We start from the raw sequence: 17,761 nt of genomic DNA on the forward strand, positions 1-17,761 counted from the left end.
GGATCGCATGATAAAATCAGTAGCTTTTTGCCATAGGTGGTCTTCGGTAGCTCGTATTGACGGGCGCCCCTGGCTCTTTTTGCGGCGTAATTTTCTAGAACACAGCAATGTCATTCCTGACCCAGATTTTCGGCAGCCGTAACCAGCGACTGCTCAAGCAATACCAAAAGACCGTGCGTCAGATCAACGCGCTCGAGCCCCAGATGGAAAAGCTGTCTGACGCCGAACTGCAAGCTAAGACGCCCGAATTCAAGGACCGCCTGGCCAAGGGCGAGACGCTCGACGACATCCTGCCGGAAGCTTTTGCGGTCTGCCGCGAAGCCGCCAAGCGCGTCATGAAGATGCGCCACTTCGACGTCCAGCTGATCGGCGGCATGGTCCTGCACCAGGGCAAGATCGCCGAAATGGGCACCGGTGAGGGCAAGACCCTGATGGCGACTCTGCCGGTCTACCTGAACGGCTTGTCGGGCAAGGGCGTGCACGTCATTACCGTCAACGATTACCTGGCCCAGCGCGACGCCGAATCGATGGGCCGCCTGTACGGCTGGCTCGGCTTGACGACCGGCGTGAACCTGTCGCAGCTCGACCACGACAGCAAGCAGAAGGCCTACGCCTCGGACATCACCTACGGCACCAACAACGAATTCGGCTTCGACTACCTGCGCGACAACATGGTCTACGACGTGCGCGAACGCGTGCAGCGCAGCCTGAACTTCTCGGTGGTCGACGAGGTCGACTCGATCCTGATCGACGAAGCCCGTACCCCGCTGATCATTTCCGGCCAGGCCGAGAACCACACCGACCTGTACCACCGCCTGAACGCGCTGCCGCCGCTGCTGACCCAGCAGATCGGCGAGGAAACCCCGGACGGCAAGGGCAAGATCGAAGTCCCGGGCGACTACACCAAGGACGAGAAAGCGCACACCGTGCTGCTGACCGAAGCCGGCCACGAGAAGGCCGAGGCCATCCTGACCGAATGGGGCCTGCTGCCGGAAGGCGCGTCGCTGTACGACGCCGCCAACATCACCCTGATCCACCACCTGTACGCGGCGCTGCGCGCCCACGTCCTGTACCACAAGGACCAGCACTACGTGGTGCAGAACAACGAAGTGGTGATCGTCGACGAATTCACCGGCCGCCTGATGACGGGCCGCCGCTGGTCGGACGGCCTGCACCAGGCCGTGGAAGCCAAGGAAGGCGTGCGCATCCAGAACGAGAACCAGACCCTGGCCTCGATCACCTTCCAGAACTACTTCCGCATGTACGGCAAGCTGGCCGGCATGACCGGTACCGCGGACACCGAAGCCTACGAATTCCAGGAGATCTACGGGCTCGAGACCGTGGTCGTCCCGCCGAACAAGCCGTCGCAGCGCAAGGACCGCCAGGACCAGGTGTACAAGTCGGCCGAAGAGAAGTACAACGCGATGCTCAACGACATCCGCGATTGCTACGAGCGCGGCCAGCCGGTGCTCGTGGGTACCACCTCGATCGAGAACTCGGAACTGCTGTCGGGCATCCTGAACAAGGCGAACCTGCCGCACAACGTCCTCAACGCCAAGCAGCACGCCCGCGAAGCGGAAATCATCGCGCAGGCGGGCCGCCCGAAGATGATCACCATCGCCACCAACATGGCGGGCCGCGGTACCGACATCGTCCTGGGCGGCAACGTCGAGAAGCAGATCCAGCTCATCGAAGCCAACGACGCGCTGTCGGACGCGGAAAAGGCGGCGCAGGCCAAGGTGCTGCGCGACGAATGGCAATCGCTGCACGACCACGTGGTGGGCGCAGGCGGCCTGCACATCATCGGCACCGAGCGCCACGAGTCGCGCCGGGTCGACAACCAGCTGCGCGGCCGTTCGGGCCGCCAGGGCGACCCGGGCTCCTCGCGCTTCTACCTGTGCCTGGACGACCCGCTGCTGCGCATCTTCGCCGGCGACCGCGTGCGCGCGATCATGGACCGCCTGAAGATGCCGGAAGGCGAGCCGATCGAAGCGGGCATCGTGACCCGCTCGATCGAGACCGCCCAGCGCAAGGTCGAGGCCAGGAACTTCGACATCCGCAAGCAGCTGCTGGAATACGACGACGTCGCCAACGACCAGCGCAAGGTGATCTACACCCAGCGCAACGAGCTGCTGGAGTCCGTGGACATGGCCGAGCTGATCGCCTCGCTGCGCGTGGGCGTGTTCACCGACCTGGTGCGCCAGTACGTGCCGGCCGAGTCGGTCGAGGAGCAGTGGGACATCCCATCGCTGGAGTCGGTGCTGGCGGCCGAGTGGGGCCTCACGATCCCGCTGCAGAAGATGCTGGCCGACGAGCCGAACCTGAACGACGACGACATCCTCGAGCGCGTGCTGAAGCAAGCCGCCGAGTCCTACGACGCCAAGGTGGCGGTGGTGGGCAAGGAGTCCTTCGGCGGCTTCGAGCGCAACGTCATGCTGCAGAGCCTGGACACCCACTGGCGCGAACACCTCGCGGCGCTGGACCACCTGCGCCAGGGCATCCACCTGCGCGGCTACGCGCAGAAGAATCCGAAGCAGGAATACAAGCGCGAAGCCTTCGAGCTGTTCAGCGACATGCTGGACCGCATCAAGAACGAGGTGATCCGCACCGTCATGACGGTCCGCATCCAGACCCGCGAGGAAGTCGAAGCGGCCGAAGCGGCAATGGCGGCGCAAGTGGCGCAGCTGGAAAACATCAACTTCCAGCACGCCGACTTCAACCCGTCGGCAGCGCCGGAAGAGCTGCTCAACCCGAATCCGGTACGTTCGGACTCGGCGGCGGTGGCGGCGGAAGACCACAATACCTATCTGGGCATGAAGGTCGGCCGCAACGATCCGTGCCCGTGCGGTAGCGGGAAGAAGTTCAAGGCGTGCCACGGGAAGCTGGCGTAAGCACCAAGTATCGTGTGACAAGTAAAACGGCCGGGTGAAAACCCGGCCGTTTTTTCGTTTGAACATGATGTTTGTGCTGTCGATGGGATGTATGTGAGGCTTCATGACAGGCGGCGATTTTTTCTTGGCAAGCTGCTATGCTGAGTTCACCGGCTGCGTTCGGCCGGGCGTGGCCGCAGAAAGTATTCAAATCCTCCCAACTGATCGACTCGGAAAAACCAATGGAATTGTCTAGACCGATTGAGCTTCCACTCACACGTGACTCAGTGATTCGTGTGCTTACCTACGGTGCCAATCCAGAAGCCAGCCCGTACAGCCACAAGCAGATCGCTGAGTGGTGCGATCGGTTTTGATGTCAGTATCTTGATATTGACGCTGAGCCAGCAATAGAAGAGTTGCTACCTGTATTGACCGATGTCGATGCGCAGTGGGAACTCTATCTCGTGAACACATACTCGATCGACGAGCTACGTTCGAGATCGTTTGATGACGAGGCCATGCCCGTGCAATGGTTTCGCGACTGGCTCAAAGGAATCGAAAAGTAGAGGTGACTGGGTAACAGCGGCAGACCGCGCCGGCGCACCCGGTTTCCCGGTCTGGCCGTATCCAGACTACGCAAGGGCTCGCGTAAGGGGAATGTGATGAGGCTGGAAGAGCTGCAGCCTCACCTGGTCGACGAACTAGACAGGTATGCTTGAACGAACAAGCCTCAGACGTAGCGCCGATGGAATCGGCTGCCCAGGCGTGTCAGCACCTCATACCCGATCGTCCCCGCCAGCGCCGCCACCTCGTCCACCGATTGGTGCGACCCCATCAGCTCGACTTCCGAACCCGGCACTACGCGCTCCGGCGCGATCCCCGTCACATCCAGCGTGATGCTGTCCATCGACACCCGCCCCGCGATCGGCACCTTGACACCGTCCACGAAGGCGAAGCCGCGTCCCGACAGGGAACGCAACCAGCCGTCGGCATAGCCCACCGCGATGGTGGCGATGCGCTGCTCGCCGGTGCAGGCGTGGTGCGCGCCATAGCCTACCACGGCGCCATCGCACACGCTGCGCACCTGCACCACGCGCGCATGCAGCGACACCGCCTGCCTGAGCGGATTCGGCGTGCCCGGCTGCGGATTGATGCCGTACAGCGCAGCACCCGGGCGCAGCAGGTCGTAGTGGTAGGACGAACCCAGGAACACGCCCGAGGAGTTGGCCAGGCTGGCCGGCACGCCCGGGAACAGCGCGCGCAGCTCCTCGAAGCGGCGGCGCTGGGCCTCGTTCACGGGGTGCAGGGGCTCGTCGGCGCAGGCCAGGTGGCTCATCACGAGGGTGGGGCGCACGCCCGCCAGCCAGTCGCGCTCTTTGGACAGCGCCAGCAGGTCTTCCGGCGCCAGGCCCATGCGCGACATGCCGGTATCCAGCTGGATTGCGGCCGGCAGTTCGCGGTCCAGGGTACGGGCCAGTGCGCGCCATTCCTGGATCTGCCCCGGATCGTTCAGCACCGGGCGCAGGTCATACTGGAAGCAGTCGCGCGCCGTGCCCGGCGGCGGGCCGTGCAGCACGTAGATCGCGCAATCCTCGGGCACCAGCTGGCGCAGGCGGATGCCTTCCTCGAGGTGGGCGGTGAAGAAGGTCTTGCAGCCTTCCAGGGCCAGCGCCGGCGCCACCTGTTCCATCCCGAGCCCGTAGGCATCCGCCTTCATGACGGCCGCGCAGGCTCCCTTGGTCTTGCTGGCCAGCAGCCGGTAATTGTCCCGGATCGCGCCCAGGTCGACCGTCAGCCGCGCCCCCGCGCGGGACGCATCCACAGAATCCACCATGTCCGGATTACGCCTTGATCAGTTCGGGAGAGGCGCCGCGCTGTGGGGTGCCGGCGTAGCGGAACACCGCGAGGTCGTCGGCGCGAATCTGCGGCTTCTTGCCGCTGACCAGGTCGGCGATGACGCTGGCCGAGCCGCAGGCCATGGTCCAGCCCAGGGTGCCGTGGCCGGTGTTGGTGAACAGGTTGCGCAGCGGGGTGGCGCCGACCACCGGGGTGCTGTCCGGCGTCATCGGGCGCAGGCCGGTCCAGAAGGATGCCTGGCGGGTGTCGCCGGCGCCCGGGAACAGGTCGTTGACGACCATTTCCAGGGTTTCGCGGCGCGCCGGGTTCAGGACCTGGCTGTAGCCCGCGATCTCGGCCATGCCGCCCACGCGGATGCGGTCCTCGAAGCGGGTCACGGCGATCTTGTAGGTCTCGTCCAGGATGGTCGACACCGGGGCGCGGCTCGCGTCCGTGATCGGCACGGTGATCGAGTAGCCCTTGAGCGGGTAGACCGGCAGCGTGAACTGGTTCTTGAGCAGCAGGCGCGAGTAGCTGCCCAGCGCCAACACGTAGCGGTCGGCAACCAGGGTGCCCTTGTCGGTGCGCACGCCGGTGATCTGGTCGCCCGCGATGTCGAGGGCCTGGATGCTGGTATCGAACTCGAAGCGCACGCCCAGGTCGCGCGCCATCGCGGTCAGGCGGGTGGTGAACATCTGGCAGTCGCCGGTCTCGTCGTTCGGCAGGCGCAGGCCGCCCACCAGGGTGCCGTGACTGCCCAGGGCCGGCTCGGCCTTGCCGAGGTCGTGGCCGAGCAGCAGTTCATAGTCGACGCCGGCGTCCTTCAGGACCTCGATGTCCTTGCCGGCGCTTTCCAGCTGCTGCTGGGTGCGGAACAGCTGGATCGTGCCCAGGCTGCGGCCTTCGTATTCGATGCCGGTATCGGCACGCAGCTCGCGGATGCAATCGCGGCTGTACTCGGCCAGGCGCACCATGCGCTCCTTGTTGACCGCATAGCGGTCGGCGGTGCAGTTACGGTACATCTGCCACATCCACTGCAGCTGGAACAGCGAGCCGTCCGGGCGGATCGCAAGCGGCGCGTGCTTCTGGAACAGCCACTTCGCGGCCTTCAGCGGAATGCCTGGCGCCGCCCAGGGCGAGGCATAGCCCGGCGAAATCTGGCCGGCGTTGGCGAAGCTCGTCTCCAGGGCAGGGCCGGGTTGACGGTCGATGACGGTGACGTCGTGGCCTGCCTTGGCCAGATAGTAAGCGGTGGTCACGCCGACCACGCCGCTGCCCAGTACGAGAACGCGCATGATGTGCCTAGGTCCTGTAAGAAAAGAAGCTAAATTTAGGAAAGATTGCCATGATACAGGTGGTGATGGAATAATGGTTCCTGTTATTACACACGTTTTCAGTGAAACTTCATGCGCGTCCAGAAGAACTCCCACCGCGTCCTCGACAAGATCGACCTGCACATCCTGGCGATCCTCCAGGACGACGCGCGCATCGTCATGAAAGACCTGGCCGAGCAGGTCGGGCTGTCGCTGACGCCCTGCATCGAACGGGTCAAGCGCATGGAGCGCGACGGCGTGATCAGCGGCTACCACGCGCGCGTCAATCCGCAGGCCATGGGCCTGCAGATCCTGGTGTTCGTCGAGATCACCCTGCACCAGAAGTCCGAAAAGGCTTTTGATCGCTTCCGCCGCGCGATGCTCGGCATTCCCGAAGTGATGGAGTGCCACCTCGTATCTGGTGACTTCGACTACCTGATCAAGGCCCGCATCGCGGAAATGTCGGAATACCGCCGCCTGCTGGGCGAGATCCTGCACGTGGCCGATGCCGGCCAGTCGAAGAGCTATGTGGTGATGGAAGAGCTGAAGGAAACGCTGGCGCTGTCGATTCCGCGCTGAACGGCGCCGCCTCCCTCTCGTTCAGGCCTTGGCGGCCGGCGCCTGCATGTTCTGCATGGCGCGGCGCAGGAAGCCGATCACGTCGTCCCCGATACCCGTGCCCAGGTGCAGCATCGGTTCCAGGCTGGCGGCGCGGCGAAACTGTGCCACCACATCGGGATCGTCGCCCAACATGTCGGTGAACATGGCGAACCAGCGCCGCGCCAGCGCCAGGGCTTGATCGGAGCGGGCCTCCGGATCGTCCTGCATCCGCGCGCGGATCTGCATGGCCAGCTCGATCCACTCGTCCGAGTGGGACGCTTCGTGGCGTCGCATGCGCTCCACCGTCTGCGCGGGCAGGTAGCGCGCATAGATGCCGAAGCGCAGTTCGTTGATCGCGTTGCGCATGTAGGCCAGCAAGGCCGGCGTCAGGCCAAGCTGCTGCTGGACCGCCGCATCCTGTCCAGTCATCGCCGTCAGCCGCAGGAGCCGCTGTCGCGCGCCACGCAGCCCAGCCAGCGCTCGGCAAAGGCCCTGGCCTCGCGCGCATGCGGCGCCACGCCGCGGTCGATCAGCGACTGCGCGTGCCGCACCAGTTCGCGCCATTCGGCCTGCGCCCCGGGATTCTGGTACAGCGGCAGCCGCGCCAGTTCTTCCTTCGAAAAGTATTGTTCGTACATGCTCATCCGCTCCAGAGTAGTTAGCCAGATGGACAGGTCCGTCTTCTCGCCGGCGGTCAGGCGAGCGCGCAGGCGCAGCAGCTGTTCGCGCATCTGCTGCGCTTGCGCGATCTGCCGGTCGAGGCTGGAGAGCTGGCGTTCGACGATGGCCAGCGGCGAGGCGGCGGGACTGTCCAGGTAAGCCTTGACGTCGGCCAGCGCCATGCCGAACGCGCGCAGGGCCTGGATCTGCTGCAGGCGGGCCACGTCGTCGCGGTTGTAGAGGCGGTAGCCGGCGTCAGTGCGCGCCGAAGGCGAAAGCAGCCCGATGCCGTCGTAATGGTGCAGCGTGCGGACCGTCAGGCCGGCGCGCGCCGCGAGTTCTCCCACTTTCAACATCGAGCTTCCCCCGTCTTCATGCGTAGCGCTACTCTGGACCCTCACCTTGCGTGAGGGTCAAGCATCTTCGCACACCCCCGCTCACCAGACCATCTTGTTCCAGGTGTCGTCACCGACCACGCCGTCGGCGCTCAGGCCCTTCGAGGTCTGGAAGTTCTTCACCGCGGTCGTCGTGGCCGGGCCGAAGGCGCCGTCCACCGCGATGCCGGCGCCGCTCTCGTTGAGCTGGCTCTGCACCGCGCGCACCTTGGCGCCCGAGTCGCCCTGCTGGGTGAGGATGGTCAGCGCCGGCCAGGTGGCATTGCCGACCACGCCATCGGCGCCCAGGCCGTGCGAGGACTGGAAGTTCTTCACCGCGTTCTGGGTCGTGGTATCAAAAGTGCCGTTCACGGTGAGGGCATAGCCCCATTGCTGCAGCAGGTACTGGATGGTGCGCACGCGCTCGCCCGTGTTCCCGTACTGGACCAGCGGCCAGGTGGTGGTGGTGCCGCCGCCCGAGCTGCTGCCGGCCACCAGCGATTTATAGCGCGGCCAGTCCCAGCCCGAGCCCGGGTCGGTATGGCTCTGGCTGGCGTAGTTGACGTGGCCCTTGACGTTGTACAGCGAGTCCGCCGGCACCGCGCTCCAGCCGCTGCTGCCGTCGTACACCTTCTGCGCCAGGCTGCGCGAGGCCAGGATATCCTTGGTCAGCGCCGCCGAGGCGTTGTACATGGCGGTGGTATACCAGGCGGAGGGGTTGGCGATGTAGCCCTCGTGCTCGATGCCGATGGTGTAGCCGTTCGAGTTCCCGACGTGCCAGGCCTTGTCGGCCTCGCGCACCATCTGTGTCACCTGGCCGTCCGAGGAACGGATCACGTAGTGGGCGCTGACGCCGGCGCTGCAGTTCTGGAACCAGGAGATCGAACCGGCATACGAGCCCTGGGTGGTGTGCACGGTCACGTGGCTGACCGCGGCGGTACGGCTCGAATAATTGCAGCTGGCGGCCGGGTTCCAGATGGCCGGCGGGTAATCGGTCGAGGCCAGCGCCGGCTGGGCCGACGCGACGAAACACAAGCCCGCGAGCAGGCTGCGCATCATTGTTTTCATGAATGTTGTCTCCGTATTCTGCTGCGTTATTATTTATTCGGGGTGTCGCCGAAATCGGGCGCCGAGATCTTCGGATCGGGCGTGCCGGTCTCCACCGTGATGCGGCGCGCGGACAGCTTGCGCAGGCGCTCCTTGCCGTAAGCTTTCTCCATCTCGACGTGCTTCTGGTCGATCTCGAACTTGTCGCTGCGCCGGCCCTGGCGGATCGCTGTCAGGACCTCGTAGCTATAGATTTTCGCGATCTCCGGCTGCGGGATGCCGCTGTAGCGCGCCACCGCGGCTTCCCAGTCCGCGAGCGGGAAGCCCTTGTTCTTGCGGGCGCCGTAGTGGGCGAGCAGGGCGGCGGCGGCGCGGATGTTGGTGCGCGTATCAAGAGCCGCCTGTTCCGGCGTGACGCGGATCAGGGCCGCGCCTTCGCGCAGCGAATGGCCGAAGTGATTGTCGTCGCGCAGGCCCATGATGCCGTAGCTGATCGGCATGCCCTCGTGCGATTCCACCTCGACCTCGGGCTCGCCGTTCTTCTTGAGCTTGCCCTTGGGGACGTGCGGGTGCCAGCGGGTTTCGGCATAGGCGATCGACTGCAGCAGTTCGACCGGCACGTTGAACTCGTTCGAGGCCTCCCGGAAGTACTGCTTGTACTGCTTGGCCGACACGGTCAGCTCGGCCGGCTTGCCGTCGGCGTATGCGAGCGGCGATGCCGCCGTCCCGACCAGTGCTGCACAGAGCGCGATCATCAGCCGCGCCTTGGTACTTGCCTTCATTCTTGTCTCCAGTCTTGTTGTTTGAAACGGTCCCGACAGGGCGTCGGAATGGCTGCGCGGAAGGGGCAAAAAACATGCCGTTTCCGGGCCTGTCGAGTATATGCATACTCCAGATCAGGAAACGGTAAGCGTTTGATTTAGAACAATATTTCGGCAGAAATGAATCGTGCTCAATGCGCCACCAAGAGTTGGTACATACACGCAGATTAAGGGGGTGTAAGCAGGGGTTATCGGTTTATGCGCAGGGCATACATTCAGGCGCAAAACCGCAGCTGGACAGGCCTGCTCGCCTTGGCCGCCGCTGGCAGTACAATATTGGATTACCTATCTTTTCTTTTAAGAGAACGCCATGGCCGTCAATTCCCCCCTGCCAGTCGCAGCCGACCTGAAACCCGTCAACGGCATCGAGATCGGCTTCGCCGAAGCCGGCATCAAGAAGCCCAACCGCAAGGACCTGCTGGTGATGAAGCTGGCCGAGGGCGCCACCGTGGCCGGCGTCTTCACCACCAACCGCTTCTGCGCCGCGCCGGTCCAGGTGAGCAAGGCCAACCTGGCGGCCGTCGCGAATGGCGGCAAGCCGATTCGCGCGCTGGTGGTCAACACCGGCAACGCCAACGCCGCCACCGGCGAGCAGGGCCTGGCCAACGCCCAGGCCACCTGCGCCGAAGTGGCCAAGCTGCTCGGCCTGGACGCGCAGCAGGTGCTGCCGTTCTCCACCGGCGTGATCCTGGAGCAGCTGCCGATCCAGAAAATCGTCGCCGGGCTGCCCGCCGCGGTGTCGAACCTGAAGGCGGACAATTGGTTCAACGCCGCCGAGGCGATCATGACCACCGACACCCAGCCGAAAGCCGCGTCGCGCACCGTCACCATCGGCGGTCACCAGGTCACCATGACCGGCATCAGCAAGGGCGCCGGCATGATCAAGCCGAACATGGCGACCATGCTCGGCTACCTGGCGATCGACGCCCGGGTGGCGCAGCCGGTGCTCGACGAGCTGGTGAAGCACGCCGCCGACCATTCCTTCAACAGCATCACGATCGACGGCGACACCTCGACCAACGATTCCTTCATCATCGTCGCCACCGGCGCGGGCAGCCTGAACATCGATGCCGCCAGTGGCGCGGAGTATGAAGCGCTGAAGGAAGCGGTCACCGATATCTCGCGCAACCTGGCCCAGCAGATCATCCGCGACGGCGAAGGCGCGACCAAGTTCATGACCATCGCGGTGGAGCAGGGCAGCAGCGTGGAAGAGTGCCGCAAGATCGCCTACGCGATCGCGCACTCGCCGCTGGTCAAGACCGCCTTCTTCGCCTCGGACCCGAACCTGGGCCGCATCCTGGCCGCGATCGGCTACGCCGGCGTCGACGACCTGGATACCACCAAGCTGGATCTCTACTTGGACGACGTGTGGGTGGCCAAGGCCGGCGGGCGTAACCCGGACTACAAGGAAGAGGATGGCCAGCGCGTCATGAAGCAGGCCGAGATCACGGTGCGCGTGACGCTCGCCCGCGGCGAGGCCAGCGCCACCGTCTGGACCTGCGACCTGTCGCACGACTATGTCTCGATCAACGCCGACTATCGCTCGTAACCGATGACGCCACTGGAACAGTTCCTGCACCGCGCCGAAGCCCTGCTGGCGCGGGTCGAAGCGGTGCTGCCACCAGCGGTGCCGCGCGAGCCGGACTGGAAGCGCAGCGCTGCCTTCCGCTGGCGCAAGCGGGCCAACGGCGGTGGGAAGTACCTGGCGCCGGTGCTGCATGCCTCGACCATCCGGCTCGAGGACCTGCAGCACGTCGACCTGCAGAAGCGCCAGATCGAGCAGAACACCAGGCAGTTCGTGCTGCGCCGCCCGGCCAACAACGTGCTGCTGACCGGCGCGCGCGGCACCGGCAAGTCGTCCTTGATCAAGGCTTGCCTGAACGGCTTCGCCGACCAGGGCCTGCGCCTGATCGAGGTGGACAAGGCCGACCTGGCCGACCTGCCCGACATCGTCGACCTGGTGGCGGGAAGGCCGGAGCGCTTCGTGATCTTCTGCGACGACCTGTCGTTCGAGGAGGGCGAGGCCGGCTACAAGGCGCTCAAGGTGGCGCTCGACGGCAGCATTTCGGCGCAGTCGGACAACGTGCTCATTTATGCGACCTCGAACCGGCGCCACCTGATGCCGGAGAGAATGTCCGACAACGCCGGCTACACCCATGGCGACGACGGCGACCTGCATCCGGGCGAGACGGTCGAAGAAAAGATCTCGCTGTCGGAACGCTTCGGCCTGTGGCTCTCCTTTTATCCTTTCAGGCAGGACGACTACCTGGACATCGTCGCACATTGGCTGGCCGGTTTCGGCTGCACGCCCGAGCAAATCGAGGCGGCGCGCATGGAAGCCCTGCAGTGGGCGCTACAGCGCGGCTCGCGTTCGGGCCGGGTGGCGTGGCAATTTGCGAAGGACTATGCCGGCAGGTTGCCGGATCAAGAAAACGATGAGTGAAGCAGCAGTAACAACAAGGTCGGCAAAACCGGTCGACGTCGCGGTCGGCATCCTGATGCGCCCCAACGGCGACGTGCTGCTGGGCCAGCGTCCGGATGGAAAACCCTACGCCGGCTATTGGGAATTCCCGGGCGGAAAAGTCGAGCCGGACGAGGACATCTTCCACGCGCTGCAGCGCGAGTTCGTCGAGGAGCTGGGTATAAAGGTGCTCAGCGGCGCCCCCTGGTGCTGCGTCGAGCACGTGTACGAGCATGCGCACGTGCGCCTCTACTTCTACATCTGCCGCGAGTGGGAAGGGGAGCCGCAAAGCCTGGAAGGGCAGGCCTTCGCGTGGCAGGGTGGGTATAGCGTCAGCCCGCTGTTGCCGGCGACGATACCGTTACTGGAATGGCTGGATCGGGTGCGATTTACCTGAACGGCCCAGGGACCGTCGACGCGGGCGGTCCTAGCCGTCCGTCGGCTTGTCGTCCTGCGGATCGTTGGTGGACGCGCCGGGAATCGTGTACTTCTCTTCGGCCCAGGCGCCCAGGTCGATCTGCTTGCAGCGTTCCGAGCAGAACGGGCGGTACTTGTTCGCGGGGGTCCATTCGACCTTCTTGCCGCAGGTCGGGCAGGCTACAACAGTCATTTCAACACCAATCGACAATCAGAAGTTACACAGGGTCAGGTTGAAGGGCACGTCGGTTTCGAGCGCCTTCGGCTTGCAGTCCCCGTCCTGGGTGGTAAAGCGTACCCACAGCATATACTTGTTGGCCGAGATTTCGGGAATGGCGCCGAGCGATGCGTCAATCGACAGGCGCAGCATCTGGTACACCTTTCCCTGCAACATCTGCTGGTAGCTGCCTCCCACGGCGATCATCTTGGCCGGGCCGCCGGAATCGCGCAGCAGGCGCAGCACCAGGGCCAGGGCCTCGAACAGCGGCGCCAGCGGCGCGAACCAGCCCATGATATCCGATTGGCGCTGCTGCGCGGGACGATGCTGCCAGGCGAAATACGAGGGCAGGTCGAATTCGCAGGCGCCGCCCGGGATGATGGTGCGGCCGCGGATGCTCATCAGCCATTCGTTGTCGCGTACGTTCTGGCCGGTCTTGCCCTGGCTTGCCACCAGGGCGCCGCTGACGGCGTCCAGCTCGGCCAGTACCGCGTCGAGCGCGTCGGTGGCGACGTTGGGATTGCAGCGGTAGGACAGCAGGCTCTGCTTTTGACGCTCGAGTTCCTGCAGCAGGTCGGACTTCAGATCGGCACGGCCGGCCACTTCCAGCATGTCGAAGATCGTGGCGAGGGCCACGTGGTGCTGCATCGGGTGCTCTTGTTGCACAAAGAACTTGAATTTCTCGTACAAATCTTCCAGCCGCAACAACGTGCGAATCCGCTCGTTGAAAGGATATTCGTAGACGATCAAAATGACATTCCTCTGAATGTAGGCTGGCGAGCAACCCCGTGATTCTGAACCATGCTGCGTAAAATTACAAATCCCGCATTGACTTAATTCAATTGTTTTTCAAGTTCTTTTGCTCTGGGATAAATACATGGCGTGCAAAATCTCGACCTGCGGGCGTAAAGCGTCCAGTCCGTCGTCGTTGAGGATGATGTCGTCGGCCGCCGCCCGGCGCTGTTCGCGGCTGACCTGGGCGGCCATGATGGCGCGTACCTGTGCTTCCGTGATGCCGCTGCGGGCCATCACGCGCGCCACCTGCAGCTCCTCCGGGCAGTCGATCGCCAGCACGCGGCTGACGCGCTCGCGCCAGGTGCCCGATTCGATCAGGAGGGGCACCACGAAGATCACGTAGTCGCCGGTGGCGATGCTTGCCGCGGCGGCGGTGGCGTCGCGGATGCGCGGGTGCAGGATGGCTTCCAGGCGCGCACGCGCCGTGGCGTCGCTGAACACGAGAGCGCGCATCTTCGCCCGGTCGAGCGCCCCTTCGGGGGTGGCGAACTCCGGCCCGAACTCGGCGATCAGGGCCGGCATCGCCGCGCCGTGCGGGGCAGTGAGGGCGTGGGCGATCTGGTCGGTATCGATGACCGCGGCGCCGAGCGCCGCGAACATGTCGGCCACGGTGCTCTTGCCGCAGCCGATGCCCCCGGTCAGGCCGACGGAGAAGGCCGGTTTGTGCGGCGCGTCCATCTCAGCCTGCCACGACGGCGGCAAGGCGGGCGCTGATGTCGCTGCCGTAGAGCAGGGCGATCAGGCCGGCGGCCGCCAGGTAGGGGCCGAAGGGAATCGGCTTGTCGCGGCCGCGCTTGGCGAACACGATCAGGCTGATGCCGACGATGGCGCCGACCACCGAGGACAGCAGGATGATGGTCGGCAGCATCTGCCAGCCGAGCCAGGCGCCCAGCGCCGCTAGCAGCTTGAAGTCGCCGTAGCCCATGCCTTCCTTGCCGGTGACCAGCTTGAACAGCCAGTACACCGACCACAGCACCAGGTAGCCGGCGGCCGCGCCGATCACGGCATCCTGCAGGGGCACGAAGGTGCCGTGCAGGTTCACCAGGAGGCCGGCCCACAGCAGCGGATAGGTCAGGTCGTCCGGCAGCAGCTGGGTGTCGACGTCGATGAAGGTCATCGCCACCAGGAGGAACAGGAACAGCAGGGTCGCGAGGCCCGCCAGGCCGCTGCCGAAGGTCCACACCAGCACGCCGGCCAGGATGCCGGTCAGCAGCTCGACCGCCGGATAGCGCGCCGAGATCGGCGCCTTGCACTTGCGGCACCTGCCGCGCAGGGCCAGCCAGCTGATGACCGGGATGTTTTCCAGCGCCGTGATCTGGTGGCCGCAGTGCGGACAGGCGGAGCGTGGCACCATCAGGTTGTAGCGGTCGGTATGCGGCGGCTCCTTGCCGCTCTCCTGGGCCACGTAGTTGTCGGATTCGCGCTGCATCATCTTCGGAATCCGGTGGATCACCACGTTCAGGAAACTGCCGACGAGCAGCCCGAACAGGGCGGCCACGAGGGTGGCGCTGAGTGTGGCCGGCGGGGCGAACAGCAGGGATTCCATGGGCATGGCGGCAGGGTCCGATCAGAAAGCAGGGGCGGTGGCGGGAAAAGATTCTTTACGTCAATCTATTGTAGAGGTTTCCCGTGATTTGGCGAAGCATCGGCATGCTGCCGGCGCGCCCGGTGTGGCATGCAGTCCCGGCGCACGATTGTGAGGGATCATGCCCGCGCCGTGGCGCGCGGCTACGCTGGGCCTTGATCGAGCCACTTCCAGGTGCCCGCGATGTCACGCGCAACATTTACTTTCCTGAACCATGCCTGTTTCATGGTCCGCACCGACGGTGCCCTCCTGGTGTCCGACCCGTGGCTGGAAGGGGCGGTGCTGAACGACGCCTGGAGCCTGGTCGACGGCGCCACCAGCCATGCGGCCCTGCTCGACATCCTGAACAGCGCCGGCGTGCCGGTCTATATATGGTGCTCGCGCGCCCAGCCCGACCATTTCTCCCTGCCTTTCCTGCGGCGCTTGCGCGCCGAATTCCGCGGCATCGCCACCTTCCTCTACCGTCCCGGGCGCGACATGCGCATCGGCGAGGAATTGCGGCGCCAGCGCCTGCCGGTGGCCGAGTGCCCGGACGGCCTCACCGTGGCGCTGGCCGGCGACCTGCGCCTGACCGCGCTGGCCAACGGCGACGGCGATTCCGCCTGCCTGATCAGCTGCGGCGGCCGGACCATCCTCAACCTGGGCGACCGGGCGCTGGCCACCGATGCCGCCTGTCACGCGGCGGCGCCGCGCATCGGACGGGCCGCCTCGCGCATCGACCTGCTGCTCACCGGTTTCGGCAGCATGGGCTGGTGCGGCAATCCGGAGCAGTTCGCGGTGCGCGAGGCGGCCGCCAGGGCGGCAGTGGAGCGCCTGGCGCTGCAGGTCGAGCGTTTCCGGCCCAGGTTGGTGGTGCCGGTCGCCTCGTTCGCGCGCTTTGCGCGGGCCGACAACGTCTGGCTCAACGGCGGCAGGCTGTCGCCGCCCGAGCTGATCGAGCTGTCGCGGCTGGACAACGTGCGCGGCGTGATCCGCTTTCTCACCCCGGGCAGCAGTATCGACCTGCAGCGCGACACGCCGGGTACACTCGGGGCCGCGCACGAGCGCGCACTGGAGCACTGGGCCGGGTGCTGGCGCAAGCGGCCGCCGCCGCTGCCGCGCCCGCCGCAGGCCTCGCTGGGGGAGCTGAAAGCCGCCTTTGCGCGCTACCGCGAGCGCATCAAGGCCGCGATGCATGTGCTGCCGCGCCTGCTCGAGACGATCGGGCCGCTGCGGCCTTTGCTGGTGCACCTGCCCGACCTGCGCCAGACCGTGGAGCTGTCCTACCGGCACGGTTTCCGCGTGCGGCCGCGCATCGATGGCGAACCGCAGGCCGCCCACGTGGCGATGTTTTCGGGAACCGCGCTGCAGCTGCTGCGTTCCGAGGATGGCTTCGACACGGTCTATGCGGGCGGCTGCTTCTGGACGCTGCGGCGCAGCGGGCTGTCCACCTTCGGCCGCTTCTTCCTGCCGCAGCGCATGCGGCGGCGCGGCGCCGACCGCCACCGGCCGCTCAAGATGGGCGGCTACCTGTGGCGGGCGCTGGTGGGAAGGATGGCAAGGCAGCTGCAGGCGGCCTTGCGCTGAACATCGGACGCTCAGCGCGCGTAGCTCGGGCGCTTCGGGTCGTAGGTCCAGTCCGGGAACAGGTAGCGCATCGCCATGGCGTCGTCGCGCGCACCCGCCGCCACCTTCTTGTACAGCAGGTGGGCCTGCTCGATGCGCGCCATGTCCGGCTCGATGCCCAGGCCCGGGCGCTCCGGCACTGCCACCTGGCCGCCGACGATTGGCAAAGGCTCGCGCGTGAGGCGCTCTTGGCCCTCCTGCCAGATCCAGTGGGTGTCGATGGCGGTGATCTTGCCGGGCGCGGCGGCGGCAACGTGGGTGAACATGGCCAGCGACACGTCGAAGTGGTTGTTCGAATGCGAGCCCCAGGTCAGGCCCCGGTCGTGGCACAGCTGGGCCAGGCGCACCGAGCCTTCCATGGTCCAGAAGTGCGGGTCGGCCAGCGGGATGTCGACCGCACCCAGCAGATGCGAGTGGCCCATCTGGCGCCAGTCGGTGGCGACCATGTTGGTGGCGGTCGGGATGCCGGTGGCGCGCCTGAATTCGGCCATGATCTCGCGTCCGGAATAGCCTCCTTCCGGTCCGCACGGGTCTTCGGCATAGGCCAGGATGTGGCCCTGGCCGCGGCAGGCGGCAATCGCCTCGTTCAATGCCCAGGCGCCGTTCGGGTCGAGCGTCGCGCGCGACTCCGGGAAGCGCCGCTTGATGGCCGCCACCGCCGCGACCTCTTCCTCCGGACGCATCACGCCGCCCTTGAGCTTGAAGTCGCGAAAACCGTACTTGTCGACGCTGGCCTCGGCCAGGTCGGCGATGCGCTCCGGGGTGAGCGCTTCTTCAGTGCGCACGCCATGCCAGTCGTCCGTACCGCTGCCGGCAGCATAGGGCAGGTCGGTGCGCCGGCGCTCGCCGATGTAGAACAGGTAGGCCAGCCTCGGCACGTGGCTGCGCTGCTGGCCGCTGCCCAGCAGTTCGCAGACCGGCACGCCCAGGTGCTGGCCGAGCAGGTCGAGCAGCGCGGCTTCGACCGCCGTGATCACGTTCTCGAGGCGCAGGTTGATCTCGTGCGGCTGCGCCAGGAGGGCCGCTTCCGCATCCGAGCCGACCTGGTGGTGCGGCCCCGCGATGGCGCCGCGCAGCGTGTTCAGCGTGTGGCGGTAGCGCGCAATCGGGGTGCCGGTGATGAGCGGCACGAGGCGCTCTAGCTGTGATGTTTCAATAGG

16 protein-coding genes and 1 pseudogene are annotated in these 17,761 nt (G+C 65.6%); 6 read left to right on the plus strand and 11 right to left on the minus strand.

Annotated elements, in window-relative coordinates:
- The first annotated feature begins 107 nt into the window (after positions 1-107).
- Complete coding sequence (gene secA, locus MasN3_RS06375; protein WP_281913092.1) at positions 108-2,891, plus strand: preprotein translocase subunit SecA; 2,784 nt, start codon at positions 108-110, stop codon at positions 2,889-2,891.
- A 709-nt stretch (positions 2,892-3,600) separates the two neighbouring features.
- On the opposite strand, the gene alr is transcribed toward secA, so the two are convergent.
- Both alr and MasN3_RS06385 read right to left on the minus strand, forming a co-directional pair.
- Complete coding sequence (gene alr, locus MasN3_RS06380) at positions 3,601-4,692, minus strand: alanine racemase (protein WP_281913093.1); 1,092 nt, start codon at positions 4,690-4,692, stop codon at positions 3,601-3,603.
- Positions 4,693-4,711: 19 nt separating this feature from the next.
- Positions 4,712-6,001, minus strand: coding sequence for a D-amino acid dehydrogenase (locus MasN3_RS06385; RefSeq protein WP_281913094.1), 1,290 nt, complete (start codon positions 5,999-6,001; stop codon positions 4,712-4,714).
- 111 nt (positions 6,002-6,112) lie between these two features.
- Between MasN3_RS06385 and MasN3_RS06390 the strand changes: the two genes are divergently transcribed.
- Positions 6,113-6,598 carry an Lrp/AsnC ligand binding domain-containing protein gene (locus tag MasN3_RS06390; RefSeq protein ID WP_281913095.1) on the plus strand — a complete coding sequence of 162 codons (486 nt, stop codon included), beginning with the start codon at positions 6,113-6,115 and terminating at the stop codon, positions 6,596-6,598.
- A gap of 21 nt (positions 6,599-6,619) precedes the next feature.
- Here the strand turns inward: MasN3_RS06390 and MasN3_RS06395 are convergent, their stop codons facing one another.
- From MasN3_RS06395 to MasN3_RS06410, 4 genes are all read right to left on the minus strand, one after another.
- Positions 6,620-7,048, minus strand: a complete 429-nt coding sequence (locus MasN3_RS06395) for a hypothetical protein (protein WP_281913096.1) — start codon at positions 7,046-7,048, stop codon at positions 6,620-6,622.
- A gap of 5 nt (positions 7,049-7,053) precedes the next feature.
- Positions 7,054-7,635 (minus strand): MerR family transcriptional regulator, encoded by a 582-nt coding sequence (locus tag MasN3_RS06400; RefSeq protein ID WP_281913098.1) that lies wholly within the window; start codon positions 7,633-7,635, stop codon positions 7,054-7,056.
- An 81-nt stretch (positions 7,636-7,716) separates the two neighbouring features.
- Positions 7,717-8,721, minus strand: coding sequence for a peptidoglycan recognition protein family protein (locus tag MasN3_RS06405; RefSeq protein ID WP_281913099.1), 1,005 nt, complete (start codon positions 8,719-8,721; stop codon positions 7,717-7,719).
- 29 nt (positions 8,722-8,750) lie between these two features.
- Positions 8,751-9,482 (minus strand): transglycosylase SLT domain-containing protein, encoded by a 732-nt coding sequence (locus tag MasN3_RS06410; RefSeq protein ID WP_281913100.1) that lies wholly within the window; start codon positions 9,480-9,482, stop codon positions 8,751-8,753.
- Positions 9,483-9,831: 349 nt separating this feature from the next.
- Between MasN3_RS06410 and argJ the strand changes: the two genes are divergently transcribed.
- The 3 genes from argJ to MasN3_RS06425 are packed head-to-tail and all read left to right on the plus strand — an operon-like array spanning position 9,832 to position 12,379.
- On the plus strand, positions 9,832-11,070 hold the full coding sequence (gene argJ / locus MasN3_RS06415) for a bifunctional glutamate N-acetyltransferase/amino-acid acetyltransferase ArgJ (protein ID WP_281913101.1): 1,239 nt from the start codon (positions 9,832-9,834) through the stop codon (positions 11,068-11,070).
- Between the two features lie 3 nt (positions 11,071-11,073).
- A complete protein-coding gene (locus MasN3_RS06420; protein ID WP_281913102.1) occupies positions 11,074-11,964 on the plus strand; it encodes an ATP-binding protein in 891 nt (296 codons plus the stop codon).
- On the plus strand, positions 11,957-12,379 hold the full coding sequence (locus tag MasN3_RS06425; protein WP_281913103.1) for an NUDIX domain-containing protein: 423 nt from the start codon (positions 11,957-11,959) through the stop codon (positions 12,377-12,379). The genes MasN3_RS06420 and MasN3_RS06425 overlap by 8 nt, the downstream gene beginning before the upstream one ends.
- A 30-nt stretch (positions 12,380-12,409) precedes the next feature.
- On the opposite strand, the gene yacG is transcribed toward MasN3_RS06425, so the two are convergent.
- The 4 genes from yacG to MasN3_RS06445 form a co-directional block, all read right to left on the minus strand.
- The gene (yacG, locus tag MasN3_RS06430; RefSeq protein WP_281913104.1) at positions 12,410-12,592 is read right to left on the minus strand and encodes a DNA gyrase inhibitor YacG; all 183 of its coding nucleotides are present in this window, start codon (positions 12,590-12,592) and stop codon (positions 12,410-12,412) included.
- A gap of 18 nt (positions 12,593-12,610) precedes the next feature.
- A complete protein-coding gene (gene zapD / locus MasN3_RS06435) occupies positions 12,611-13,366 on the minus strand; it encodes a cell division protein ZapD (protein ID WP_281913105.1) in 756 nt (251 codons plus the stop codon).
- Positions 13,367-13,465: 99 nt separating this feature from the next.
- The gene (gene coaE, locus MasN3_RS06440; protein ID WP_281913107.1) at positions 13,466-14,089 is read right to left on the minus strand and encodes a dephospho-CoA kinase; all 624 of its coding nucleotides are present in this window, start codon (positions 14,087-14,089) and stop codon (positions 13,466-13,468) included.
- A gap of 1 nt (position 14,090) precedes the next feature.
- Complete coding sequence (locus MasN3_RS06445; protein WP_281913109.1) at positions 14,091-14,963, minus strand: prepilin peptidase; 873 nt, start codon at positions 14,961-14,963, stop codon at positions 14,091-14,093.
- Between the two features lie 216 nt (positions 14,964-15,179).
- Here MasN3_RS06445 and MasN3_RS06450 point away from each other — a divergent pair, with 216 nt between their 5' ends.
- Positions 15,180-16,562 (plus strand): MBL fold metallo-hydrolase, encoded by a 1,383-nt coding sequence (locus tag MasN3_RS06450; protein WP_281913110.1) that lies wholly within the window; start codon positions 15,180-15,182, stop codon positions 16,560-16,562.
- An 11-nt stretch (positions 16,563-16,573) separates the two neighbouring features.
- Here MasN3_RS06450 and MasN3_RS06455 read toward each other — a convergent pair.
- Positions 16,574-17,743: pseudogene (locus MasN3_RS06455) on the minus strand (enolase C-terminal domain-like protein); the annotation flags it as partial.
- Between the last annotated feature and the right edge of the window lie 18 nt (positions 17,744-17,761).

It is taken from the genome of Massilia varians, from assembly GCF_027923905.1.
GTDB classification, from domain to species: Bacteria; Pseudomonadota; Gammaproteobacteria; order Burkholderiales; family Burkholderiaceae_D; genus Telluria; species Telluria varians_B.

Excerpts from the sequence above, each read along its gene's own strand:
- MasN3_RS06445 (WP_281913109.1), bottom strand. The coding sequence starts at position 14,963 with ATGCCCATGGAATCCCTGCTGTTCGCCCCGCCGGCCACACTCAGCGCC.
- MasN3_RS06400 (WP_281913098.1), bottom strand. The coding sequence starts at position 7,635 with ATGTTGAAAGTGGGAGAACTCGCGGCGCGCGCCGGCCTGACGGTCCGC.
- MasN3_RS06425 (WP_281913103.1), top strand. The coding sequence starts at position 11,957 with ATGAGTGAAGCAGCAGTAACAACAAGGTCGGCAAAACCGGTCGACGTC.
- MasN3_RS06405 (WP_281913099.1), bottom strand. The coding sequence starts at position 8,721 with ATGAAAACAATGATGCGCAGCCTGCTCGCGGGCTTGTGTTTCGTCGCG.
- coaE (WP_281913107.1), bottom strand. The coding sequence starts at position 14,089 with ATGGACGCGCCGCACAAACCGGCCTTCTCCGTCGGCCTGACCGGGGGC.
- MasN3_RS06390 (WP_281913095.1), top strand. The coding sequence starts at position 6,113 with ATGCGCGTCCAGAAGAACTCCCACCGCGTCCTCGACAAGATCGACCTG.
- MasN3_RS06420 (WP_281913102.1), top strand. The coding sequence starts at position 11,074 with ATGACGCCACTGGAACAGTTCCTGCACCGCGCCGAAGCCCTGCTGGCG.
- argJ (WP_281913101.1), top strand. The coding sequence starts at position 9,832 with ATGGCCGTCAATTCCCCCCTGCCAGTCGCAGCCGACCTGAAACCCGTC.
- MasN3_RS06385 (WP_281913094.1), bottom strand. The coding sequence starts at position 6,001 with ATGCGCGTTCTCGTACTGGGCAGCGGCGTGGTCGGCGTGACCACCGCT.
- secA (WP_281913092.1), top strand. The coding sequence starts at position 108 with ATGTCATTCCTGACCCAGATTTTCGGCAGCCGTAACCAGCGACTGCTC.
- MasN3_RS06410 (WP_281913100.1), bottom strand. The coding sequence starts at position 9,482 with ATGAAGGCAAGTACCAAGGCGCGGCTGATGATCGCGCTCTGTGCAGCA.
- MasN3_RS06450 (WP_281913110.1), top strand. The coding sequence starts at position 15,180 with ATGTCACGCGCAACATTTACTTTCCTGAACCATGCCTGTTTCATGGTC.
- yacG (WP_281913104.1), bottom strand. The coding sequence starts at position 12,592 with ATGACTGTTGTAGCCTGCCCGACCTGCGGCAAGAAGGTCGAATGGACC.
- MasN3_RS06395 (WP_281913096.1), bottom strand. The coding sequence starts at position 7,048 with ATGACTGGACAGGATGCGGCGGTCCAGCAGCAGCTTGGCCTGACGCCG.